This window comes from Stenotrophomonas sp. SMYL8, assembly GCF_036320065.1.
Taxonomy (GTDB): domain Bacteria; phylum Pseudomonadota; class Gammaproteobacteria; order Xanthomonadales; family Xanthomonadaceae; genus Stenotrophomonas; species Stenotrophomonas maltophilia_A.
In genome coordinates, this window is the sequence record NZ_JAWIRR010000001.1 from 252,862 (window position 1) to 276,066 (window position 23,205).

A 23,205-nucleotide genomic window follows, 5' to 3' on the forward strand; every position below is an offset into this window, starting at 1 on the left:
TATTGCTGTTGAGCTGACGCCTGCCATGACGCCTGTCCGCCCTACCCGCCTGTCCGGCCTGGAACCTCTGGTCATCACTCCGGACCTGCTGTTCATCAACGTCGGCGAGCGCACCAACGTCACCGGCAGCGCGCAGTTCCGCAAGCTCATCAAGGAAGGCCGCTACGAAGAAGCGGTGGACGTGGCCCGCCAGCAGGTGGCCAGCGGCGCGCAGATCCTCGACGTCAACATGGACGAGGGCCTGATTGATTCGGAAGCGGCGATGACCCGCTACCTCAACCTGATCATGTCCGAGCCGGACATCGCCCGTATTCCGGTGATGGTCGACTCCTCCAAGTGGAGCGTGATCGAGGCCGGCCTGAAGTGCCTGCAGGGCAAGAGCGTGGTCAATTCGATCTCGCTGAAGGAAGGCGAGGCGCTGTTCCGCGAGCACGCACGCAAGGTCCTGCGCTATGGCGCGGCCGCGGTGGTGATGGCATTCGACGAAAGCGGCCAGGCTGACACCTGCGCACGCAAGGTCGAGATCTGCACCCGCGCCTACCGCATCCTGGTCGACGAGATCGGATTCCCACCGCAGGACATCATCTTCGACCCGAACATCTTCGCCGTCGCCACCGGCATCGAAGAGCACGACAACTATGCGGTGGACTTCATCGAAGCCACCCGCATCATCAAGCAGACGCTGCCGCACTGCCATGTGTCCGGCGGTGTTTCCAACGTCTCGTTCTCGTTCCGCGGCAACGAAACGGTGCGCCAGGCCATCCACTCGGTGTTCCTGTACCACGCCATTGCCGCCGGCATGGACATGGGCATCGTCAACGCCGGCGCCATGCCGATCTACGACGAACTGGAACCGGAACTGCGCGAGCGCGTGGAGGATGTAATCCTCAACCGCCGCAGCGATGCCACCGAGCGCCTGCTGGAAATCGCCGAGCGCTACAAGGGCAAGAAGGGCGCGGTGAAGACCGAAGACCTCGCCTGGCGCGAGAAGCCGGTGGCGCAGCGCCTGGCGCACGCGCTGGTGCACGGCCTGGATGCCTTCGTGGAAGAAGACACCGAACTGGCCCGGCAGTCCTCCAGCCGTCCTCTGGACGTGATCGAAGGTCCGTTGATGGATGGCATGAACGTGGTCGGCGACCTGTTCGGCGCCGGCAAGATGTTCCTGCCGCAGGTGGTGAAATCCGCGCGCGTGATGAAGAAGGCCGTGGCCTACCTGCTGCCCTACATCGAGGCCGAGAAGGCGCGCAGTGGCGACACCGCCAAGAGCAACGGCAAGATCATCATGGCTACGGTGAAGGGGGATGTGCATGACATCGGCAAGAACATCGTCGGCGTAGTCCTGGCCTGCAACAACTTCGAGGTGGTCGACCTTGGCGTGATGGTGCCGGCGCAGAAGATCCTCGATGCCGCGCGCGAGCACAACGCCGACCTGATCGGCCTGTCCGGCCTGATCACTCCATCACTGGAAGAGATGAGCCACGTGGCCCGGGAGATGCAGCGCCAGGGCTTCGACCTGCCGCTGCTGATCGGTGGAGCGACCACCTCGCGCGCGCACACCGCGCTGAAGATCGACCCACATTACAAGGCGCCCACGGTGTGGGTGAAGGACGCCTCGCGCGCGGTCGGCGTGGCCCAGTCGCTGATCTCGCGTGACCTGCGCGAGGCCTTCGTAGCCGCCAACGAGGCCGACTATGCCGAGATCCGCGCGCGCCATCGCAACCGTGGCGATGCCAAGCGCCTGGTTTCGCTGGAACACGCGCGGGGGCAGAAATTCCAGGGCGGCTGGGACACCTACACGCCGCCGGCACCGAACCAGCCCGGCCTGCACGTATTTGACGACTACCCGCTGGCCGAACTGGTCGACTACATCGACTGGACGCCGTTCTTCCAGGCCTGGGAGCTGGCCGGCAAGTTCCCGGCCATCCTCACCGACGAAATCGTCGGCACCCAGGCCAGCGATCTGTACAGGGACGCCCGCGCGATGCTCGAGCGCATCGTCAGCGAGAAATGGCTGACCGCCAAGGCCGTGTTCGGCCTGTGGCCGGCCAACAGCATCGGCGACGACGTGCGCGTGCAGCACCCGCAGGGCGAGACCACCCTGCACTTCCTGCGCCAGCAGGTGGACAAGCCGGCCGAGCGCCCGGATTTCTGCCTGGCCGATTTCATCGCCCCGGCCGACAGCGGCAAGCAGGATTGGATCGGCGCCTTCGCCGTCACTGCCGGCATCGGCATCGACGCGCACGTAGCGCGCTTCGAAGCCGACCACGATGACTACAACGCGATTCTGCTGAAGGCCCTCGCCGATCGCTTCGCCGAAGCGCTGGCCGAGCGCCTGCACCAGCGCGTGCGTACCGAATTCTGGGGCCATGAGCACGCCGAGACGCTGGACAACGAGGCGCTGATCGACGAGGAGTACCGTGGCATCCGCCCGGCACCGGGTTACCCCGCCTGCCCGGAGCACAGCGAAAAGCGACGCCTGTTCGACCTGCTGCAGGCCGAAGCCAACGCCAGCATGGAACTGACCGAGAGCTTCGCGATGCTGCCTACGGCGGCCGTTTCGGGCTACTACTTCAGCCATCCGCAGAGCCAGTACTTCGTGGTCGGCCGCCTCAGCCGCGAGCAGGTCAGCGACTACGCCCGCCGCAAGGGCGTGGACCGCGCCCAGGCCGAGCGCTGGCTGGCCTCCAACCTCGACTACGACCCCGAATGACACAAAAGGGGGACGGAGGGGATTAAGTCGTTTGTGCCCAAAACGACTTAATCCCCTCCGTCCCCTTTTCGCTTCATCATTGCGCTGGGCTTTGACGGTTTCTCGTCCGGTGTCGTTTGCCCTGGTCGGCGCACTGCTGTGCTTCTTCGCACCGAGCCTGCCACTGATCCGCGCACGCCGGAGCCGCTTCAAGGCCTGACGCCGGCGCGGTCCTACTGCTGCAGCAGTACCTGCTGCAGCGACGGCAGCAGCACACGGTTGCCATGCGCGCTGAGGTGATCGCCATCGAAGAACAACGGCCGGCCATCGCGCTGCGCCGGGCACAGCACGTCATCACACAGCACCGGCATCGGATCCCACAGCCCCCCCCCTGGCAGGCCATCGACCACCTGCTGCAGGCTGCCCAGCATCGGCGCACGCAGCGTTTCCATCGCCTCACGCGTGCTGTCCAGGCCGTTGCGGCAGACCTCGTTGCGTGAATTGAAGCGGTCAGAGCAGCGATACGGCGGCGCCGGCAGCACCGGTTTGGGCGCCTCCAGCACAATTCGCACACCGCGCTCGGCCAACGGTTTCCACTGGGTGATCGCCTCGGCCACTTCGGCTTCGCGTCCTGCAGTGGCTTCCGGGGTCAGCTCGCCCGCCAGCTGCGCCTGCGCATCGAACAATACGAACTGATCAGACAAGCGCGGTATCCGCAGCGACACCAGCACCACGGCATCACCTGGCTGCGCACGCTGCGCGACATCGGCGAGCATCGCTGCGTCGAAATCACTGCAACCGGCACCCGCGCCGCGCCACTTCTGCAGGCTCACCTGCGGGCATCCACCACGACCGTAGAGAATCACCTCCGAGCCGCTCTCAAGCGCCAGCCGCTGCAGCAGCTCGATGTAGGCCATTGCATGCGAATCGCCAGCAACGAACACCTGCTTCGGCGCACCGGCAGGCGCCGGCCGATCGCAGTCACCACGCGCATAGGTCCGCATGCTGCCACCTTCGAAGCGTCGCTTGGTGGTCACCAGGCTGCAGTCGGGATAGTCGCCTGCCACGCTCTTGCCGTTGGGATACCAGTCGCCGGGATGCCGACTGACCGTGCTCAGTGATACCCGCGGTGCCTGCAGGTACAGCAGCGTCTGGGTGCCGGCCGCGACCAGCAGCACAGCCGCACCCGCCAGCACCCAGCGACCCGGGCGCAGACGCTGCGCCAAGGGGCCCCGGAACGGTTGCTCCACCCAGCGCCACGACAACCACGACAGCAGCAGCACCAGCGCCATCGCAGCGCTCATCTGCAGGGGTGTCTGCAGGCCCACGGTCCAGCGCATCAGCACGAATACCGGCCAGTGCCACAGATACAGCGAGTACGACAGCAGGCCGATGGAGCGCATCGGCCTGCTGGCCAACAGGCGTGCCACCCAGGACCGGGGATGATGATGCAGCGCCCACAGCAGGCCTGCCGCCGCAAAGGTCGGCAGCAGGCCATCAGGCCACGGCGAACGTCCGGCCCGTGCGGTCCACAATGCCCAGCACAGCAAGGCCAGCGCCACCATCGCGAGCAGCGAGAACACGGGCGCAGCACGCTTCAGTGCAATCGTCGTCACCGCATCCACTGGCTGGCGAACATGCAGCAGCTGGAACAGCAGTACGCCAACACCCAGTTGCCACAGCCGCGTAGTGGTGGCGTAGAACGCCCACGATGGCGGCGCCTCGCGCAGGCCCAGCACCGCCGCATGCAGCAGCGACGCCGCGCTGACCACGGCAAACAGGCCAAGGCTGATCCAGCGCCCGCGCGCGCCGCGCGCCCAGGCCAGGAACAGCAGCGGGAACAACAGGTAGAACTGTTCCTCCACGCCCAGCGACCAGGTATGGGTATAGGGATTGAATTCGGCCTTGGGCGCGAAATAGTCGTTGCCGATCAGCGCCAGCACCCAGTTGCTGAAGCCGAAGAATGCCATCAGCCCGGTCTTGTCACTGGCCTCGCTGAGCCAGGACTCGGGAATGAACAGCACGCTGCCGACGGCGGTCAACAGCAGGCAGCTGATCAGCGCAGGTGCGATGCGGCGGATGCGGCGCGAATAGAAGCGCAGCATCGACTGCCACAGCGACAACGGCGGCAGCCGGTGCACCGACGCGCTGACCACGAACCCGGAAATGACGAAGAACACGTCTACGCCGGTGAACCCGCCCGGCAACCATGCCGGGTCCAGGTGGAACACGATGACGGCCAGCACGGCAATCGCGCGCAGGCCGTCAATGTGCGGCACGTAGCCACGGCTTGGATCAGCGGTCATCCCTTCCCCCCAACCGCGGGGGCAGTGCCGTCCGCGGTGGTTGCGCCTTTACCAGACCAGGTCGTCCGGCACCTGGTACTGCGGGTCCGCGTACGGATCTTCCTCGGCCGGCGCATTCGGATCGACCTTCAGCGCCACCGAGGCGGCGAACACCGCCTCGGACTGTGCCAGCACGTCGGCCGTTACCAGCAGGTAGCGGCCATTGAGCTGGACCACACCCAGCTCACCGGCATTGAGCGCGGTCAGCTGTTCGGCGGTCACATAGATGCGCTTGATCTTGCCGCCATACGGGAAGTGGCGGGCGATGTCCGCTGCCTCGGCGTTGAGGCTCTTGTCCTTCAGCAGTTCTTCCAGCTTGGCCTTCGCCTCGCGGCGCACGCGTGCTTCTTCCTGCTTCAGGCGCTCGGTCTCGATGCGCTCTTCCTTCTCCCGCTGCGCCCGGATGGCATAGGCCTTGGCCAGATCCATCTCTTCGGTGCTGCGCGGCTTGCGCGGGCCCTGCTGGCTCTGGCCACCGCGCGCATGCCCGCCGGGCTTGCCCGCGCCATGGCCCTGCCCACGACGCTCACCGGGCTTGTGCTCGCCCTTGCCTGCGCCCTGCGGCTTTCCATTGCCGTTGCCGTTGCCGTTGCCACCCTTGCCCTGCGGGCGGCCATCACGGCGGGGGCCATCATTCTTGCGCTCGGGCTTGGGCGCGGGCTTGAAGCCCAGGCCCATCAGCTGGTCGCGGAGGGTATCGCTCATAGGATTCGGATCAGTAGTGCGGCGGCGGCGGTTCGCTCGCCGGATCGGAAGAATTCAGTGCGTTGCGGACCTTGCCCAGGTCTTCCAGCAGCACGCGCAGCACATCGGCGTTGCGCATGCCCTGCATGCGGGCATCAGCCAGCGCGTCGCTCAGCTCGGCCAGCGCCTGTTCCTGGAAGGACACGCGCATTTCCAGCTCGACCAGGCGCGCTTCCAGCGCCTGCTCGCGTTCAGTGGGCAGATCAGACATGCAGCGAGCGCCCCCGGCCAATGCCGTAGTACGCAAGACCTGCGGCTTCCACTTCGCCCGGCTCATACAGGTTGCGGCCGTCGAACACCGCCGCATCCTTCAGCTGCTCGCGCAGCTTCTGGAAGTCGGGGCTGCGGAACTGCTTCCACTCGGTGACCACCACCAGCGCGTCGGCACCCTGCAGCGCTTCATCGGCACTGTTGCAGAACACCAGGTCATCGCGTTCGCCGAAGATACGCTGCGACTCGTGCATCGCCTCCGGATCGTAGGCACGCACCGTCGCACCGCCTTCCCACAGCTGCGCCAGCAGTCGACGGCTGGAGGCCTCACGCATGTCGTCGGTGTTCGGCTTGAAGGCCAGACCCCATACGGCGAAGGTCTTTCCACGCACGCCCTCGTCCTCGCCCTTGTCGTAATGACGCTGGATGAGGGCAAACAGATGGCCCTTCTGCGCATCGTTGACCGCTTCAACCGCATTGAGCAGCTTCGGCTCAAGGCCATACTGCTGGGCGGTACGGGCCAATGCCTGCACATCTTTGGGGAAGCACGAGCCGCCGTAACCGGCACCCGGATAGATGAAGTGCCAGCCGATGCGTGGATCCGAACCAATGCCCTGGCGGACCTGCTCGACATCGGCACCGACGCGTTCAGCGATGTTGGCGATTTCATTCATGAACGAAATCTTGGTCGCCAGCATCGCATTGGCGGCGTACTTGGTCAGTTCGGCCGAACGCACGTCCATTTCCACCACGCGGTCGTGGTTGCGGTTGAACGGCGCGTACAGGCGACGCATCACCGCCACCGACTCTTCGTTCGCCGCACCGATGATGATGCGGTCCGGGCGCATGCAGTCCGCAACCGCATCGCCTTCCTTCAGGAATTCCGGGTTGGACACCACGTCGAAGGCGATGTCCGCGCCACGCGCGGCCAGCTCTTCGGCAATGGCGGCACGCACCTTGTCGGCGGTGCCGACCGGCACCGTCGACTTGTTCACCACCACGGTCGGCACACTCATGTGCCGACCAATGGTTCGGGCTACGGCAAGCACGTATTGAAGATCGGCACTGCCATCCTCGTCCGGCGGCGTACCAACGGCGATGAACACCACCTGGCCGTGATCGATGGCGGCCGCGGCATCCGTGGTGAACGCCAGCCGCGCTGCGGCATGGTTGGCCTTCACCATCGGCTCCAGGCCGGGTTCATAGATCGGGATGATGCCCTGGTTGAGGCCATCCACCTTGGCCTGGTCGATATCGACACAGACCACCTGATGACCAACATCGGCCAGGCAGGTACCGGTCACCAGTCCAACGTAGCCGGTACCAAAAATCGCAACGCGCATATCCGTATTCGCTCCTGAATGACTTACGGCAGAACGCCCAGCAGCTCGACGTCGAACGTCAGAGTCGCGTTCGGGCCGATCGGGCCGCCCGGGGTGCCGTTCTCACCGTAGGCGAGTTCGCCCGGGATCCAGAAGCGATACTTCGAACCGACCGGCATCAGCGCGACGCCTTCGGTCCAGCCCTTGATCACCTGGTCCAGACCGAACTCGGCCGGCTGGCGCCCGTAGGAACTGTCGAACACGGTGCCGTTGAGCAGCTTGCCTTCGTAGTTCACGCGCACCTTGCTGCTCGGCAGCGGGCGCTCGCCGCTACCCGGGCGGATCACCTGGTACTGCAGGCCCGACGAGGTGGTCACCACGCCCGGCTGGGTCTTGTTCTTGGCCAGGAATGCGTTGCCTTCCGTGCGGTTGGTCTGCGCAGCCTGGGCGGCCTTGGCCTGCATTTCAGCCTGCTTGGCACCCATGAAGGCCTGGATGGTGGCGGTCGCGTCAGCTTCCGTCATCTTCGGCTGGCCCTTGGTCAGGCCGGTGCTGATTGCGTCAAACAACGAGGCGACATCGATATCGTCCTTCAGCTGCGCCAGCGACGGACCCACCGAGTAGGAGCCGATCATCTGCGACACCTTGACGCGGTCGACCTTCGGCGGCTGCGAGCCCGGTGCCACGCCCGGCACCTGCTGGCCGCTGCGGGCCATCACGACCTGGCGCAGGGCGGCATCGGTGGCCTTGGCCTGTTCCTGGGTGATCTGCGGCTGCAGGCCCTCGAACGAACGCTCAACGGCGGTGCGCAGGGCGGCCACATCGATCTCATCGGCGATCGGGGTGAACGACTTGGCGACATCAAGGCCGATGGCGTAGCCGAGCTTCTGCTTGGGGGAATTCAAGGTTGCGGTCTCCTTGGCGGCTGCGGGGGCAGCCGGTTGTTGCGACAGAGCGACACCCGAAGTGCCCATCGCCAGAATCAGAACCGACGCCGCGGCGCCGCGCATTCCCATCTTCATTCGCTGCATTCCTGGAAGTGTCTGGGCGCCGACGTCGGCGCGAAAAGAAACATTGTCGCACGCATGCCGTCGATGTCGAGGCATGCGTGCTGGATATCAATGCGTGGCAGCTGCTGCCAGCGCCTTGTCGATGGCCGCGGTCAGCTGCGGATCGTCCGGCGTCACCTTGCTGGCGAACTGGGCAATGACCTTGCCATCGCGGCCCACGAGGTACTTGTGGAAGTTCCAGGCCGGCGCAACGCCGGTCGCTGCGGTCAACCGCTGGTACAGCGGCGTGGCCTGCGTGCCGACCACATGCACCTTCTCGAACATCGGGAACTTGACGCCGTAGGTCAGGGTGCAGAAGTCCTGGATCTGCTTCTCGTCACCCGGTTCCTGGCCCTTGAAGTCATTGGAAGGAAAGCCCAGCACCGCAAAACCGCGGCCTGCATAGCGCTTCTGCAGCGCCTCCAGCCCTTCGTACTGCGGCGTGTAGCCACACTTGCTGGCGGTGTTGACCACCAGCAGCACCTGCCCGTGATAGCGCTGCTGCAGATTCACCTGCTGCTTGCTGGCCAACGGCCGGTATTCCAGATCGAGCAGGTCGGCCGCCAGCGCACTGGCGGAACCGGCGGCGCCGGCCACCATCAGGGCCAGCAGGGACAGGCCGCGCAGGCGGCACGGGGAAACGGTCGGCAGGGGCATCAGAGGCGGTCCGCGGTAGCCATTCACAAGGCCCGGCCAGTGCTGGCCGGGAATCGGCCGAACTATAGCACCGGGCTCTGGAGCCCCTGATGGCACAGGTCCATCCGGGGCTTTGCGCGGCGTGGCGAATGTGCTGCCCGGGCGCCATCGAAGGCGCAGTGATGACATAGCATGGACATCACTGAATGGAAGGCCGCCCCGAAAAGCCCCTTGCAGAAGATTCATTTCCCTTTTAAATCAATCGACTAAAGGGATGTTTCAGCAATCTGACCACCCCTGCCATCAGTTGGGGACGGCAAGGGGTTGCACGTAGGCGTGCCGGTGTTATAGCTGCATACAACACCAGTCACCTGAGACAGGGGGAAGCCATGAACGTCCGGATCCGTCGCAACTTCACCGCACCCGCGGCCGTCGCTGTTTCGACCCTGCTCGTGCTGGCCTGGTGGGCCACGCCCACCGCCCCTGTTTCCGCCGCTGCTGAAAGTGCGCAGGACGCGACTCTCTCCCCCGCAGGGAACGCCCCCTCCTCCTCCCCCCCTCCCCCGCGTCGGCTGCACAGCGCGCTGTCCATGCCGTATTTCTCGTTCGCCCAGCCGCTGACCCCACGGAGCTGAATATGAGCGACATCCAGTGGAGCGACGGCGCTCCCATCTACCGTCAGTTGAAGGAGCGCGTGATCGCCATGATGCTCGACGGAATCCTCAAGCCGGGCGATGCCCTGCCTTCGGTGCGCCAGGTGGCCGCCGACTATCAACTCAACCCCATCACCGTTTCGCGCGCTTACCAGGAGCTGGCCGACGAAGGCCTGGTCGAGAAGCGCCGCGGCCTGGGCATGTTCATGACCGAGCAGGCGGCCACGCAGCTGCGCAGCAGCGAGCGCGACCGTTTCCTCAACGAAGAATGGCCGGCGGTTCTGGAGCGCATCCAGCGCCTGGGCCTGAGCCTCGACGAATTGCTGCCCCAGGGGAAAGTCTGATGAATAGCACTGCAAGTGAGTCGGTCATCACCGCCCGAGGCCTGCGCAAGGCCTACAAGACCACGGTCGCCCTCGACAACGCCAGTTTCAGCATTCCAAGCGGGCGCATCGTCGGCCTGATCGGGCCCAATGGCGCCGGCAAGACCACCGCGCTGAAGGCCATTCTTGGGCTGACCTCGGTGGAGGGTGAACTGAGCGTGCTCGGCCGCGACCCGCGACTGCACCGCGACGAACTGATGAACGACATCTGCTTCATCGCCGACGTCGCCGTGCTGCCGCGCTGGCTGAAGGTGCGCGAGGCGATCGATTTCGTGGCCGGCGTCCACCCGCGCTTCGACCGCGCCCGCTGCGAGCGCTTCCTGGCCAACACCAAGCTGCAGCCGAAGCAGCGCGTGCGCGAGCTGTCCAAGGGCATGATCGTGCAGCTGCACCTGGCGCTGGTGATGGCCATCGATGCCCGCATCCTGGTGCTGGACGAGCCGACCCTCGGCCTGGACATCCTGTACCGCAAGGAGTTCTACCAGCGCCTGCTGGAAGACTACTTCGACGAACAGAAAACCATCATCGTCACCACCCACCAGGTGGAGGAGATCGAGCACATCCTCAGCGACGTGATGTTCATCCGCGATGGCCGCATCGTGCTCGACGCGGAAATGGACGACGTCGGCCAGCGCTATACCGAGCTGCTGGTCAATGCCGACCAGCTGGACACCGCGCGCGCCCTGAAGCCGATCGACGAGCGCAGCCTGGCGTTCGGCAAGACCGTGATGCTGTTCGATGGCGTGCCGCGCACCCAGCTTTCCTCTCTCGGCGAGACCCGCATCCCGGGCCTGGCCGACCTGTTCGTCGCCATCATGAAGGGGACCTACGCATGAATGCCGTCAACCACCCCATCAGCCCGATCGGCACCCTGCGCTGGCTGCTCAAGCGCGAGTACTGGGAGAACCGCGGCGGCTTCCTGTATGCCCCGTTGATCGCGGGCCTGATCTCACTGGTGATGAGCATCGCCGGCATTGCCTTCGGCCTGTTCGCGCTGAACCGTGCAGCACGCGACGGCGGCCTGCACATCGATGGCGAGAACGTGAACATCAACGGCCTGAACCTGGCCCTGCTCACCCGTGACATCAGTGCCAAGGACCTTGCTGATCTTGGCAACGGCCTGGACCTGACTCTGGTACTCAGTTCAAGCTGGCCGTTCGTGGTGCTGGCCTTCGTCGTGTTCTTCTACTGCCTGGGCGCCCTCTACGACGATCGCCGTGACCGCAGCATCCTGTTCTGGAAGTCGTTGCCGCTGTCGGACACGCAGACCGTGCTGTCCAAGGTGATCAGCGCACTGATCGTGGCACCATTGATCACGGTCATCGCCGGCATCCTCACCATGTTCGGCTTCATGCTGATCATCAGTGCCGTCGCGCTGCTGCACGGTGGCAGCCCGATGACCCTGATCTGGGGCCCGGCCAGCCCGCTGACCCTGGCCGCTGGACACCTGGCCTGGATTCCGGTCTATGCCCTGTGGGCCCTGCCCACCGCCGGCTGGCTGCTGCTGTGCTCGGCATGGGCCAGGAGCAAGCCGTTCCTGTGGGCGGTAATGTTGCCGCTGTTTGCCGGCATCATTGTCAGCTCCACCAAGATGATGCCGCTGTTCGGCCTGACCACCGGCTGGTTCTGGCAGAACATCGTCGGCCGCCTGCTGCTGGGCGGCGTGCCCGGCATGGACCTGCTGTATCGCCTCGGCGCCGACGAAGCATCGCGCCGCGATCTGGACTCGGTCGTCAGCCTGATGTCCCCCGCCTCGCAGCTGAAGTCGCTGGCGATGCCGGAGCTGTGGATCGGCGCCGTCGTCGGTGCAGTGTTCATCTTCCTTGCCATCCGCCTGCGCAAGCGCGCCGGCGAGATCTGATCCCATCCATCCGGAGGCACCACCCATGCGTTCTTTGCTCGCCTGTTCTGCGTTGTTGCTGTTGCCGTTGTCGGCGCTGGCCGCCGATGCTCCGAACTGCAAGTTCACTGCCGCCCGCGCACTGAAGCTGGACGTGGCTGGTGCCAGGACGATGGTGTTCGAGGTCAATCAGCATGACCTGAAGGTGGTCGCCAGCGCTGGCGGCGGCCAGCTGGACGGCCGCGCCTGCGCGTCCAGCCAGGAATGGCTGGACCAGCTGGTGCTGGAGCAGCGCAAGGTCGGCGACAAGCTGGTGGTGAGCCTGCGCCGCGACGGCCGCCAAAGCGGCATCAGCCTGGGCAACAGCTACGCCTGGCTGGATATCCGTGGCAGCGTGCCGGACAACATGCCGCTGCAGTTCAAGATCGGCTCGGGCGATGCCAGCGTGGAGAACGCACAGTCGCTGAGCGTGGACGTGGGTTCCGGTGATGCCGTGGTCCGCGGTACCCGCGGCAGCATCCACGCTGCAGTGGGTTCGGGCGACCTCAACATCGATGGCGGCAGCTCCCTGAATCTGCTGTCGCTGGGTTCCGGCGACGTCACCGTACGCAACATCAGCGGCGATGCCAGCACCGGTACCGTCGGCTCCGGTGACCTGAAGATCAGCGATGTGCGTGGCAACGCGCGGCTGGATACCGTGGGCTCGGGTGATATCGAGTTCAAGCGCGTGCAGGGCAGCGTTGAAGTGGGCGTGGTCGGCTCCGGCGGGGTCGATCTGGCCGACATCGGCGGCAATGTGCATGTCCGCAGCCACGGCTCGGGCGACATCAACGTCGACGGCGTGCGCGGCACCCTGACCGTCGACCACAGCGGCAGCGGTGACGTCGATCATCGCAACGTCAGCGGCCGGGTCACTCTGCCGCGCAGCAAGTAAACCCTCTTCCAGACACTACCAGGGGAACACCATGAACCTGTTGCGCCTGTTGCCCACTGTGCTGCTGTCCCTGCCGCTGATCGCCTGCGGCGGCACGTCGTCAGCACCCGACAAGACCGTTGGCAAGAGTGTGGCCGAAGCCACAGGCGGCGTCGGCGAGACCGTCAGGAACGCGATGGACGATGCCCGCAAGGATATCGCCCAGGGCAACATCAAGATCTCGGCGGACAAGCAGCCGCGTGCGGAGATCACGCCGGATGGCCGCCTGCTGATCGCGGGCAAGGAGATCGCCGCCAACGATATCCAGCGCCGTCATCTGCAGGACTACCGCGGCCACGTGGTCGCCATCGCGATGGACGGCATGGATGTCGGCCTGGCCGGCGCCAAACTGGGTGCCAGTGCTGCCGGCGAAGCGCTGAAGGGCATTTTCAGTGGCGACAGCGAAGGTGTCGAAAAGCGCATCAATGCCGAAGCCGAGAAGATCGAAGCCCAGGCCAAGCGCATCTGCGACCGCCTTCCGGCGATGCTGGCCAGCCAGCAGGCGCTCGCACGTGAACTGCCGGCATTCAAGCCCTACGCGACCATGGACCAGAGCGACGTGGACGACTGCGGCAAGGACACCGTGGTCCAGCGCTAGGCCTGTGACAGATCAGCGCACCCGGCCGGCAGCGGCGTCCGGCTGCCGGCCGTAGTGCGCCGCCCGGCTTACAATGGCGGCCCCGGACGCCCCCGAACCGAATGTCATGAAGAAGCTGTTTCTGCTGTTGACCGCCCTGCTCTGCCTCGGCCTGGCCGGCTGTGACCAGGAGTACCGCAACCACCGCGCCGAGCGTGGCAAGCCCAAGATTTCCGTCAGCGAAGGCATGGTCACCGTGCGTCGCCCGCCCGCGCCGAACATCATCATCCTCGCCGACGGCACGATGAAGATGGACGAGATCCAGATTCCGCTGGACGACGGGCAGAAACAGATGCTGCAGACCATGTTCGGCAAGCTGCAGGTGCTGCGCCAGAACACCCTGGTGGCCGCACCGGCCGATCCCAACATGCAGCCGGTGAAGATCCAGCCGCCGGAGGGCATGGACGTGATTCCGGCGGACCTGATCCAGCGCATCCCGGAGTTCAAGGATTACACCGACACCTTCGGCAACATCGTCGCCGACCGTCGCTGAAAAAAAACGCCGCCCAAAGGGCGGCGTTTCTGCTTTCTGTAGAGTCGAGCCATGCTCGACTCCGGAACAACAGTCGAGCATGGCTCGACTCTACAACCGGCCGATCAACCGCCGGCGCCGCCGCCACCGGCCTGGATGCCACCGGCGGTCAGCGCGGTCGGGTCCAGCAGGCGACGCAGCTCGGCCTCCTCCAGTCCACTGTCCTCCAGCGCCACATCCAGCACCGGGCGCTGTTCCTTGTACGCACGCTTGGCAATCGCCGCAGCCTTCTCGTAGCCGATGATCGGGTTGAGGGCGGTAACCAGGATCGGGTTGCGCGCCAGCGCCTCGGCAACGCGGTCCTCGCGCACCTTCAGCCCGGCAATCGCACTGTCGGCCAGCAGGGTGGACACGTTGGCCAGCAGGCCGATGCCATCGAGCAGGTTCACTGCGATCAGCGGCAGGGTGACGTTGAGCTGGAAGTTGCCGGTCTGCCCGGCCACGGTGATCGCAGTGTGGTGACCGATCACCTGTGCACAGGCCATCACCGTCGCTTCCGGAATCACCGGGTTGACCTTGCCCGGCATGATCGAGCTGCCCGGCTGCAGCGCCGGCAGTTCGATCTCGCCCAGCCCGGCCAGCGGACCGGCGTTCATCCAACGCAGGTCGTTGGCGATCTTGATCAGCGCCACCGCCAGCGCATTGAGCTGACCGGAAAGCTCCACCGCGTCGTCCTGTGCGGCCAGGCCTTCGAACTTGTTCTCGGCACTGTCGAACTTGAAACCGGTCTGCTGCTTCAGTGCCTTGGCCACCTGTGCACCGAAGCGCGGATCGGCATTGATGCCGGTGCCGATGGCGGTGCCACCCAGCGGCAGCCGGCGCACGCGCTTGAGGCTGTCTTCGATGCGCTCCTGGGCCGAGGCCAGCTGCGCCGACCATGCGCCGAATTCCTGCTCGAAGGTCAGCGGCATCGCATCCATCAGGTGGGTGCGGCCGGTCTTGACCACGTTGCGCAGGCTGCGGCCCTTCTTGTCCAGGGTCTTGCGCAGGTGCACCAGCGCCGGCAGCAGCTGCTCATGCGCGGCCAGTACCGCCGACACGCGCAGCGCGGTCGGAATCACGTCGTTGGAGCTCTGGCCCTGGTTGACGTGGTCATTGGGGTGCACACTGGTCTTGCCCGCCTTGCCGGCACGGTTGGCCAGGGTGGCGATGACCTCATTGGCATTCATGTTCGACGACGTGCCAGAACCCGTCTGGTAGACATCGATCGGGAACTGCGCGTCCCAGTTGCCGGCGGCCACTTCGGCGGCAGCGGTCTGGATGGCCTTGGCCACGTTCTTCGGCAGGTGGCCCAGTTCTGCGTTGACGCCCGCGGCGGCGCCCTTGACCAGGCCCAGGGCACGGATGAAACCGCGCGGCATGCGCTGGCCCGACACCGGGAAGTTCTGCACGGCACGCTGGGTCTGGGCGCCCCACAGGGCGTCCGCAGGCACCTGCAGCTCGCCCATGCTGTCGTGTTCGATTCTGAAACCCTTGCTTGCAGCTTTGCTCATTGCATCAACTCCGCACTACTTCAGTTGGGGAAAGGGAAGCGGCGGCTGGCAGGGTGTCGCTTCCCGGGCTGGCGGCTGCGCCAACGATACTCCCTTGCCCGCAGCGTGGGATGACGAGGACGGGCCAGATCGTTCCGTCTGCACGGCCGATCTGCACGCGCAAGGGGTAGTGCCGGCCGCTGGCCAGCAATCCATGGAATCATGGGCCGGGCGTGGTTGCCGGCCAGCGGCCGGCACTACCTCACCGGCACGTCGTAGAATATGGCCCCCGCCGATCGCCCCAGCCCTGCCGACATGTCCGATTCCGCCCTGCTCGCCCTGTCCCCGCTCGATGGCCGCTATGCCGGCAAGGTCGACGCCCTGCGCCCGATCTTCTCCGAGTACGGCCTGATCAAGGCCCGCATCACGGTCGAAGTGGAGTGGCTGCTGGCCCTGGCCGCCGAGCCGGGCATCGTCGAACTGGCCCCGTTCTCCGACGCCGCCGTCGCCCGCCTGCGCGCCCTGGCCGCCAGCTTCAGCCCGGCCCAGGCCGCGCGCGTGAAGGAGATCGAACGCACCACCAACCATGACGTCAAGGCGGTGGAGTACTTCATCAAGGAACAGCTGAAGGACGACGCCGAGCTGGCCCCGGCGCTGGAATTCGTGCATTTCGCCTGCACCAGCGAAGACATCAACAACCTCAGCTACGGCCTGATGCTGGAACAGGCGCGCCGCGAGGTGCTGCTGCCGACCCTGGACGGCATCGCCAACAGCCTGCGCAGCCTGGCCCACGCCCAGGCCGGCCAGCCGATGCTGTCGCGCACCCACGGCCAGACCGCCTCGCCGACCACCCTGGGCAAGGAACTGGCCAACGTGGTCGCCCGCCTGGAACGCCAGCGCAGGCAGATCGCCGCGGTCGAACTGACCGGCAAGATCAACGGCGCGGTGGGCAACTACAACGCCCACATCGCCAGCTACCCTGACGTGGACTGGCCGGCCTTCGCCGAGCGCTTCGTGACCGGCCTGGGCCTGGTGTTCAACCCGTACACCACGCAGATCGAACCGCACGACAACATCGCCGAGATCGGTGATGCCGCACGCCGCGCCAACATCATCCTGATCGACCTGGCCCGTGACATCTGGGGCTACGTTTCGCTTGGCTACTTCAAGCAGCGCCTGAAGGAAGGCGAAGTCGGCTCGTCGACGATGCCGCACAAGGTCAACCCGATCGACTTCGAGAATGCGGAAGGCAACTTCGGCATTGCCAACGCGCTGTTCGAGCACTTCAGCGCGAAGCTGCCGATCAGCCGCTGGCAGCGTGACCTGACTGACTCCACCGTGCTGCGTGCGCTGGGCACCGCGTTCGGCCACAGCCAGGTGGCGCTGGATTCGCTGGCCAAGGGCCTGGGCAAGCTGGAAGTGAACCCGCAGCGCCTGGATGCCGATCTGGACGCGGCCTGGGAAGTGCTGGCCGAGGCCGTGCAGACGGTGATGCGCCGCCATGGCCTGCCGAACCCGTACGAGCAGCTGAAGGCGCTGACCCGTGGCCAGGGCATCACCGCCGAGTCGATGCGCGCGTTCGTGCAGGGGCTGGAGCTGCCGGCGGATGCGAAGCAGCGCCTGCTGGAGATGACCCCGGGCAGCTACACCGGCCTGGCCGAGTCGCTGGCGAAGAAGATTTAAGGAGTTTCCTTTGCGGCGGCGGCCGCGGGCGCTGCCTGCGGCAGGCAACGGCAACAGCAACGTCAAGAGCGGCTCTGGATTGCTGCTAGCTGGGCGGGACGGGATGGGCCAGCGGGACACGCCGTAAACCCGTCCATGGGGGCTCGATGGCGCCATCCATGGCGCCAACGGTCCCGCTGGCCCCTCCCGCCCCGCCTCTGACAGATTTCCGGTGACGGATCGAAGAGCGTGGGGTTGTCGGGACGGAATTTGAAAGAGGGACGCGGCTTCGCCGCGTCCCTCTTTTGTTTTGGGATGAGCAAGCGCAGCGCGCGACCCGCTTTTGCCTTGCTTTTTCTTCTTCCATTCCGTGGCGGGCCGCGCAGGAAACTGTCAGGGGCCGGGGGGGGGGGGGGGGGGGGGGGCGGGGGGGGCGGGGGGGGGGGGCCGGGGCGCCCCCCCCCCCGCGCGACGCCGGGCCGCCCCCCCCCCCCCCCCGGGGGGGCCCCGCGCCCCCCCCCCCCCCCCCCCCCCCCGCCCCAGCCCAGGAAGCCGGCGCTTTGCGCGACCAACCACCCCGCCACGAGGGGCTCCGCCGTTGGCCGGACACCCCGCGACAAACCCGCGCACGTGCGCAATCCCGGCGAACGGCGGACAATGGAGATCTCAGGCGGCCCGCCGCGCCGCCCCTCCCGCTTTCCGCTGCAAGGATTCCCCCATGGCTGCCCGCAAGTCCTCCGCCCCCCTCATCGAAGTCACCGCCCGCCCCGGCCAGCCGCTGGGCATGGCGCCGGCCACCTTCCTGCGCGACTTCTGGCAGAAACGCCCGCTGCTGATCCGCAACGCCTTCCCCAACTTCCAGACCCCGGTGCAGCCGGAAGACCTGGCCGGGCTGGCCTGCGAGGAAGGCGTGCTGGCACGCCTGATCGAGCACGACAAGACCCAGGACGGCTGGCGCGTGCGCACCGGTCCATTCCAGGAAGACGTGTTCCCCGCCCTGCCCGACCACGACTGGACCCTGCTGGTACAGGACGTGGACAAGTGGGACCCGGACGTACGCGCCCTGATCGAGCACTTCAGCTTCCTGCCGCGTTGGCGCATGGATGACGTGATGATCAGCTTCGCCGCCACCGGCGGCTCGGTCGGCGCCCATGTCGACCAGTACGACGTGTTCCTGCTGCAGGCCCATGGCCATCGCCGCTGGCAGATCGATGCCAGCGAATCGATCAAGGGCAAGCAGCCGCCGCTGGGCTTCCGCCCCGACGTGGAGCTGAAGCTGCTGAAGGTGTTCAAGCCGACCCACGACTGGGTGCTGGCGCCGGGCGACATGCTGTACCTGCCGCCGAACGTGCCGCACCACGGCGTCGCCGAAGATCCCTGCCTGACATTCTCGTTCGGCATGCGCGCGCCGTCTTCGGCCGAGCTGATCAGCGACTACCTGGACACCCTGATCGCCGATGCCGACGAGAACATCCGCTACCAGGATGCCGACCTGAAGGTGCCGGCCGACCCGAACGAAATCGACACAGTGGCGATGGCGCGGGTGATCACCGCGCTCAACGCCATCCGCATGAACGACCCGGACAAGCTGGGTGACTGGTTTGGCCGCTTCATCACCACCTACCGCGCCGCCGGCGAAGTGATGGCCCACCAGGCCGCACCGGCACAGGAAGAAGTGGTCCAGGCCCTGGCCTCGGGCCTGCTGCTGCAGCGCCACCCGTGGGCTCGCCTGGCCTGGCGCCGGGCCAAGCGTGGCGCCAGCCTGTATGTCAGCGGCCAGGACTTCGCGCTGCCGGTGAAGGACGCGCAGCGCCTGGCCGGTGCCGAGCAACTCGACGCCGCCGCCTATCGCGGCCTGTCCGACAAGGGCCGTGCCGTGGTCCAGCAACTGCTGGTCGGCGGGGTGTTCCAGCTGATCGACCCGAACGAGGTATACGAGGCCGAAGACGAGGAAGACGGCGAGGATGCCATGGTGCTCGGCGAGGTCGTCGAAGGCCGCGACCGCGTGGATGCGATCGACGCTGACGCGGTGTCCGACGATGTCCACTCCGTGACCGTGCACGACGACGGCATCGAGGTCATCGTCAACTTCGAGGACGACGAGGAAGACGACAGCGCCGGCCGGGCCTGAGCCATCGCCATGATCCGGGTCCAGCAGGTCAGCCACGCCGATGCCCACGCAGCCATCCACGAGGTGCGCCAACGCGTGTTCGTGCAGGAACAGGGCATCGCCGCCGAGCTGGAACGCGATGCGCTGGACCCGGTCAGTGCCCATGTGCTGGCGCTGGACAGTGACAACCAGCCGGTCGGCACGGGCCGGCTGGCCCCGGATGGCCGCATCGGCCGCATGGCGGTGCTGGCCAGCCATCGCAGCCTCGGGGTCGGCGGGGCCCTGCTGGAAGCACTGGTGGAGGCCGGGCGCCGGCTCGGCCTGGCCGAGCTGCATCTGCACGCCCAGCTGCCCGCCCGTGACTTCTATGCCCGCCAGGGTTTCCTGCCCGAAGGCGAGGTGTTCGAGGAGGCCGGCATCGGCCACCAGCAGATGCGCCGCCGGCTGGGCGCGGCCAGCGCCATCGACAGCCGCGCCGAGGCGGTGGCCATCACCACGGCCATCATCCACCGCGCCCGTCGGCAGCTGTGGCTGCACAGCCGCCAGCTGGACCCCGGGCTGCTCGATGCGCCCCCGATACAGGCCGCCCTGCGCCGCTTCGTCACCGCCCGCCACGACAAGCAGCTGCGGGTGATCGTGCACGACGCCGCCGCGATCGCATCTAGCGGGGCGCCGCTGCTGGCGCTGGCCCAGCGCCTGCCCAGCGTGATCCAGTTCCGCGAGGTCACCGACCCGGTCGACCGTGCGCTGGCCTCGGCCTGTCTGCTCAACGATGCGGGCGACTTCTACTTTCGTCTGATCGGCCATCGCCTCGACGGCGAAGCCGGCATCGCGCTGCCGGCACGTTCGCAGCCGTTCGAGCAGCAATTGCAGCGCGTCTGGGACCGTTCGCGTGATTGCAGCGAACTGCGCGCGCTCGGCATCTGAGCGGAGCGGGCTGACTCAACCTGTCTGGAACCGGCACCGGGGGACGCGCGATACCTCTGGTGGTGCCCCTTCGTGTCCGGTTGGGGGTACAATTTGGCTGTTTGAACGCGCCCGCGCAGGGCTATTCATCTTCCTGCCGGGTCCTTCTGAAGCCATACCCCACAAAGCGAATCAACACCCTCCATCGTGGACAATCAACTGAAGCAGTTTGCGCAATCTTCGCAACTCGCCGGCGGCAACGCCTCCTATGTCGAGGACCTGTACGAGCAGTACCTGGTCTCCCCGGATAGTGTCGATCCCAAATGGAAAACCTACTTCGACGGCTTCAAGGGCCGTGAAGCAGGTGACATTCCGCACTCGGCCGTCATCTCCCACATTGCGGACGCGGCCAAGGATGCGCTGAAGGCCGGTACCGGCAATGGTGCAGGCGACGAGCGCGAGCGCAATGTCGGTCGTCTGATCACTGCCTACCGTTCGCGCGGCCACCTGGACGCCCGCCTCGATCCGCTGGGCCTGGCCGCACCGGTCAACACCCCGGACCTGGGCCTGCCGTTCCACAGCCTGTCCGATGGCGACCTCAACAGCGAGTTCAGCACCGGCGGCGTCGGTGGCCAGCCGCGCATGAAGCTGCGCGACCTGCTGGCACGCCTGAAGGCGACCTACACCGGCTCGATCGGTGCGGAGTTCATGCACATCTCCGAGGTCGAGCAGCGCCAGTGGATCTACAAGAAGCTGGAACTGGCCGGTGGCAACTACCAGCTGGACGCTGATACCCAGCGCCGCACCCTGGAGCGCCTGACCGCAGCTGAAGGCCTGGAGCGCTACCTGCACACCAAGTACGTCGGCCAGAAGCGCTTCTCGCTGGAAGGCGGCGACTCGCTGATCCCGATGATGGACACCATCATCCGCAGCGCCGGCAAGGATGGCGTCAAGGACGTGGTGATCGGCATGGCCCACCGCGGCCGCCTGAACGTGCTGGTCAACACCCTCGGCAAGAACCCGCGCAAGCTGTTCGACGAGTTCGAAGGCAAGTTCGAGCACGATGAGCACGCTTCTGCCGGCGACGTGAAGTACCACATGGGCTTCTCCGCCGACGTGGCTACCGACGGCGGCCCGGTGCACCTGGCGCTGGCGTTCAACCCGTCGCACCTGGAAATCGCCGACCCGGTCGTGGCCGGTTCCGTGCGTTCGCGCCAGGAGCGCCGCAAGGACACCGCGCGCAAGCAGGTCATGCCCATCCTGATCCACGGCGACGCGGCCTTCTCCGGCCAGGGCGTGGTCATGGAACTGTTCCAGATGTCGCAGGCCCGCGGCTTCGCCGTCGGCGGCACCGTGCACATCGTGGTCAACAACCAGGTCGGCTTCACCACCTCCAACCCGCTGGATACGCGTTCCACGCGCTATGCCACCGACGTGGCGAAGATGATCGCCGCCCCGGTGCTGCACGTGAACGGCGATGATCCGGAAGCCGTTGTGTTCGCCGCGCAGCTGGCCTTCGAGTTCCGCCAGAAGTTCGCCAAGGACGTGGTCATCGACCTGATGTGCTACCGCCGCTGGGGCCACAACGAGGCCGACGAACCGGCGATCACCCAGCCGCTGATGTACCAGGTGATCCGCAAGCACGCCACCACCCGCGAGATGTACGCCGAGCAGCTGGAAAAGGCGGGCGTGATCGCCGCCGGTGCCGGCAAGGCGATGGTCGATGCTTACCGCGAGAAGCTGGATGCCGGTGAAGTGACCACCGAGCTGGCCAAGGTCGAGAAGACCCCGCCGACCAGCCCGCTGTTCGTCGATTGGCCGAAGCTGCTGGAAGGCAAGCTGTCCGACCCGATCTCGACCAAGGTCGAGAAGAACAAGCTGGTCGAGCTGGCCAAGCTGATCAACACCATTCCGGACGAAGTGCAGCTGCACTCGCGCGTGGCCAAGGTCTACGACGACCGCCGCAAGATGGCCGCTGGCGAGATCCCGGGCGACTGGGGCTTTGCCGAGAACCTGGCCTACGCCACCCTGCTCGACGAAGGCAGTGCCCTGCGCCTGGTCGGCCAGGACGTGGGCCGCGGTACGTTCACGCACCGCCACGCGATCCTGCACGACCAGAAGACCGACAACTACTACATGCCGCTGCGGCAGCTGGTGGATTCGCCGGAGAAGGCCACCGTCATCGATTCGCTGCTGAGCGAAGAAGCGGTGATGGCCTACGAGTACGGCTTCTCCACCACCGATCCGAACACGCTGTGCATCTGGGAAGGCCAGTTCGGCGACTTCGCCAACGGTGCCCAGGTCGTCATCGACCAGTTCATCGCCGCCGGTGAAGCCAAGTGGGGCCGCATCTCCGGCCTGACCCTGCTGCTGCCGCATGGCTATGAAGGTCAGGGCCCGGAACACAGCTCGGCGCGCCTGGAGCGCTTCCTGCAGCTGTGCGCACTGGAGAACATGCTGGTGGTGGTGCCGTCGACCCCGGCGCAGGCCTTCCACATGCTGCGTCGCCAGCAGCACCTGACTACCCGCAAGCCGCTGGTGGTGATGTCGCCGAAGTCGCTGCTGCGCCACAAGCTGGCCGTATCGACCCTGGACGAACTGGCCAACGGCGAGTTCCAGCACCTGATCGGCGACGCCAACGCGGACGCCAAGAAGGTCAAGCGCGTGGTGCTGTGCTCGGGCAAGGTCTACTACGACCTGCTGGAAGACCAGACCAAGCGTGGCCAGGACGACGTGGCGATCATCCGCGTGGAGCAGCTGTACCCGTTCCCGCGTGCGCTGCTGGCTGCCGAACTGAAGAAGTACGGCAAGGCCACCGACGTGGTGTGGACGCAGGAAGAACCGCAGAACCAGGGTGCGTGGTACCAGATCCGCCACCACCTGCAGTTCTGCCTGGCCGATGGCCAGAACCTGCACTACGCCGGTCGCGCACGTTCGGCTTCGCCGGCTGCCGGTCACATGGCTGACCATGTCCGCGAACAGCAGCAGCTGGTCGCCGATGCACTGGTCAACCCGTTCAACGACACGTTCGCTGAATAATCC

18 protein-coding genes are annotated in these 23,205 nt (G+C 66.2%); 11 read left to right on the forward strand and 7 right to left on the reverse strand.

Annotated features, from left to right (window positions below; genetic code table 11):
* The first annotated feature begins 25 nt into the window (after positions 1-25).
* Positions 26-2,710: a methionine synthase gene (gene metH, locus V3B25_RS01315; protein ID WP_049422066.1), complete on the forward strand. Its 2,685-nt coding sequence runs from the start codon at positions 26-28 to the stop codon at positions 2,708-2,710.
* Between the two features lie 212 nt (positions 2,711-2,922).
* Here metH and V3B25_RS01320 read toward each other — a convergent pair whose 3' ends face one another.
* From V3B25_RS01320 to V3B25_RS01345, 6 genes are all read right to left on the reverse strand, one after another.
* On the reverse strand, positions 2,923-4,995 hold the full coding sequence (locus tag V3B25_RS01320) for an acyltransferase family protein (RefSeq protein WP_329809875.1): 2,073 nt from the start codon (positions 4,993-4,995) through the stop codon (positions 2,923-2,925).
* 48 nt (positions 4,996-5,043) lie between these two features.
* Positions 5,044-5,739 (reverse strand): DUF2058 family protein, encoded by a 696-nt coding sequence (locus tag V3B25_RS01325; protein ID WP_049400226.1) that lies wholly within the window; start codon positions 5,737-5,739, stop codon positions 5,044-5,046.
* Positions 5,740-5,749: 10 nt separating this feature from the next.
* Positions 5,750-5,989, reverse strand: coding sequence for a SlyX family protein (locus tag V3B25_RS01330; protein ID WP_019660397.1), 240 nt, complete (start codon positions 5,987-5,989; stop codon positions 5,750-5,752).
* On the reverse strand, positions 5,982-7,331 hold the full coding sequence (locus V3B25_RS01335; protein ID WP_032127659.1) for a UDP-glucose/GDP-mannose dehydrogenase family protein: 1,350 nt from the start codon (positions 7,329-7,331) through the stop codon (positions 5,982-5,984). The genes V3B25_RS01330 and V3B25_RS01335 overlap by 8 nt, the downstream gene beginning before the upstream one ends.
* 23 nt (positions 7,332-7,354) lie before the next feature.
* Positions 7,355-8,332: an FKBP-type peptidyl-prolyl cis-trans isomerase gene (locus V3B25_RS01340; RefSeq protein WP_019337358.1), complete on the reverse strand. Its 978-nt coding sequence runs from the start codon at positions 8,330-8,332 to the stop codon at positions 7,355-7,357.
* 96 nt (positions 8,333-8,428) lie between these two features.
* Positions 8,429-9,016, reverse strand: a complete 588-nt coding sequence (locus tag V3B25_RS01345) for a glutathione peroxidase (RefSeq protein WP_019337359.1) — start codon at positions 9,014-9,016, stop codon at positions 8,429-8,431.
* Positions 9,017-9,632: 616 nt separating this feature from the next.
* On the opposite strand from V3B25_RS01345, the gene V3B25_RS01350 reads away from it, so the two are divergent.
* The 6 genes from V3B25_RS01350 to V3B25_RS01375 all read left to right on the forward strand — a co-directional run bounded on the left by V3B25_RS01350 (position 9,633) and on the right by V3B25_RS01375 (position 13,974).
* Complete coding sequence (locus V3B25_RS01350; RefSeq protein WP_006453095.1) at positions 9,633-9,992, forward strand: GntR family transcriptional regulator; 360 nt, start codon at positions 9,633-9,635, stop codon at positions 9,990-9,992.
* Positions 9,992-10,867 carry an ABC transporter ATP-binding protein gene (locus V3B25_RS01355; protein WP_032130455.1) on the forward strand — a complete coding sequence of 292 codons (876 nt, stop codon included), beginning with the start codon at positions 9,992-9,994 and terminating at the stop codon, positions 10,865-10,867. The genes V3B25_RS01350 and V3B25_RS01355 overlap by 1 nt, the downstream gene beginning before the upstream one ends.
* On the forward strand, positions 10,864-11,892 hold the full coding sequence (locus V3B25_RS01360) for an ABC-2 transporter permease (RefSeq protein WP_329809876.1): 1,029 nt from the start codon (positions 10,864-10,866) through the stop codon (positions 11,890-11,892). The genes V3B25_RS01355 and V3B25_RS01360 overlap by 4 nt, the downstream gene beginning before the upstream one ends.
* Before the next feature lie 25 nt (positions 11,893-11,917).
* The gene (locus V3B25_RS01365) at positions 11,918-12,805 is read left to right on the forward strand and encodes a DUF4097 family beta strand repeat-containing protein (RefSeq protein WP_329809877.1); all 888 of its coding nucleotides are present in this window, start codon (positions 11,918-11,920) and stop codon (positions 12,803-12,805) included.
* 31 nt (positions 12,806-12,836) lie between these two features.
* Complete coding sequence (locus V3B25_RS01370) at positions 12,837-13,442, forward strand: hypothetical protein (RefSeq protein ID WP_071227453.1); 606 nt, start codon at positions 12,837-12,839, stop codon at positions 13,440-13,442.
* Between the two features lie 106 nt (positions 13,443-13,548).
* Positions 13,549-13,974 carry a hypothetical protein gene (locus tag V3B25_RS01375; protein ID WP_125892130.1) on the forward strand — a complete coding sequence of 142 codons (426 nt, stop codon included), beginning with the start codon at positions 13,549-13,551 and terminating at the stop codon, positions 13,972-13,974.
* A 104-nt stretch (positions 13,975-14,078) separates the two neighbouring features.
* Here the strand turns inward: V3B25_RS01375 and V3B25_RS01380 are convergent, their stop codons facing one another.
* Positions 14,079-15,506, reverse strand: a complete 1,428-nt coding sequence (locus V3B25_RS01380) for a class II fumarate hydratase (protein WP_329809878.1) — start codon at positions 15,504-15,506, stop codon at positions 14,079-14,081.
* A 294-nt stretch (positions 15,507-15,800) separates the two neighbouring features.
* On the opposite strand from V3B25_RS01380, the gene purB reads away from it, so the two are divergent.
* From purB to V3B25_RS01400, 4 genes are all read left to right on the forward strand, one after another.
* Positions 15,801-17,168 carry an adenylosuccinate lyase gene (gene purB, locus V3B25_RS01385; protein WP_110712836.1) on the forward strand — a complete coding sequence of 456 codons (1,368 nt, stop codon included), beginning with the start codon at positions 15,801-15,803 and terminating at the stop codon, positions 17,166-17,168.
* A gap of 697 nt (positions 17,169-17,865) precedes the next feature.
* On the forward strand, positions 17,866-19,278 hold the full coding sequence (locus V3B25_RS01390) for a cupin domain-containing protein (protein ID WP_329809879.1): 1,413 nt from the start codon (positions 17,866-17,868) through the stop codon (positions 19,276-19,278).
* Between the two features lie 9 nt (positions 19,279-19,287).
* A complete protein-coding gene (locus tag V3B25_RS01395) occupies positions 19,288-20,184 on the forward strand; it encodes a GNAT family N-acetyltransferase (protein ID WP_049420908.1) in 897 nt (298 codons plus the stop codon).
* Between the two features lie 186 nt (positions 20,185-20,370).
* Positions 20,371-23,202 (forward strand): 2-oxoglutarate dehydrogenase E1 component, encoded by a 2,832-nt coding sequence (locus V3B25_RS01400; protein ID WP_032129626.1) that lies wholly within the window; start codon positions 20,371-20,373, stop codon positions 23,200-23,202.
* Positions 23,203-23,205 lie beyond the last annotated feature (3 nt).

What these genes read in the sequence shown, in the direction of transcription:
- V3B25_RS01390 (WP_329809879.1), top strand. Translation starts at nt 17,866, where the DNA reads ATGGCTGCCCGCAAGTCCTCCGCCCCCCTCATCGAAGTCACCGCCCGC.
- V3B25_RS01365 (WP_329809877.1), top strand. Translation starts at nt 11,918, where the DNA reads ATGCGTTCTTTGCTCGCCTGTTCTGCGTTGTTGCTGTTGCCGTTGTCG.
- V3B25_RS01345 (WP_019337359.1), bottom strand. Translation starts at nt 9,016, where the DNA reads ATGCCCCTGCCGACCGTTTCCCCGTGCCGCCTGCGCGGCCTGTCCCTG.
- V3B25_RS01355 (WP_032130455.1), top strand. Translation starts at nt 9,992, where the DNA reads ATGAATAGCACTGCAAGTGAGTCGGTCATCACCGCCCGAGGCCTGCGC.
- V3B25_RS01335 (WP_032127659.1), bottom strand. Translation starts at nt 7,331, where the DNA reads ATGCGCGTTGCGATTTTTGGTACCGGCTACGTTGGACTGGTGACCGGT.
- V3B25_RS01340 (WP_019337358.1), bottom strand. Translation starts at nt 8,332, where the DNA reads ATGAAGATGGGAATGCGCGGCGCCGCGGCGTCGGTTCTGATTCTGGCG.
- V3B25_RS01395 (WP_049420908.1), top strand. Translation starts at nt 19,288, where the DNA reads ATGATCCGGGTCCAGCAGGTCAGCCACGCCGATGCCCACGCAGCCATC.
- purB (WP_110712836.1), top strand. Translation starts at nt 15,801, where the DNA reads ATGTCCGATTCCGCCCTGCTCGCCCTGTCCCCGCTCGATGGCCGCTAT.
- V3B25_RS01330 (WP_019660397.1), bottom strand. Translation starts at nt 5,989, where the DNA reads ATGTCTGATCTGCCCACTGAACGCGAGCAGGCGCTGGAAGCGCGCCTG.
- V3B25_RS01360 (WP_329809876.1), top strand. Translation starts at nt 10,864, where the DNA reads ATGAATGCCGTCAACCACCCCATCAGCCCGATCGGCACCCTGCGCTGG.
- metH (WP_049422066.1), top strand. Translation starts at nt 26, where the DNA reads ATGACGCCTGTCCGCCCTACCCGCCTGTCCGGCCTGGAACCTCTGGTC.
- V3B25_RS01320 (WP_329809875.1), bottom strand. Translation starts at nt 4,995, where the DNA reads ATGACCGCTGATCCAAGCCGTGGCTACGTGCCGCACATTGACGGCCTG.
- V3B25_RS01380 (WP_329809878.1), bottom strand. Translation starts at nt 15,506, where the DNA reads ATGAGCAAAGCTGCAAGCAAGGGTTTCAGAATCGAACACGACAGCATG.
- V3B25_RS01370 (WP_071227453.1), top strand. Translation starts at nt 12,837, where the DNA reads ATGAACCTGTTGCGCCTGTTGCCCACTGTGCTGCTGTCCCTGCCGCTG.
- V3B25_RS01325 (WP_049400226.1), bottom strand. Translation starts at nt 5,739, where the DNA reads ATGAGCGATACCCTCCGCGACCAGCTGATGGGCCTGGGCTTCAAGCCC.
- V3B25_RS01350 (WP_006453095.1), top strand. Translation starts at nt 9,633, where the DNA reads ATGAGCGACATCCAGTGGAGCGACGGCGCTCCCATCTACCGTCAGTTG.
- V3B25_RS01375 (WP_125892130.1), top strand. Translation starts at nt 13,549, where the DNA reads ATGAAGAAGCTGTTTCTGCTGTTGACCGCCCTGCTCTGCCTCGGCCTG.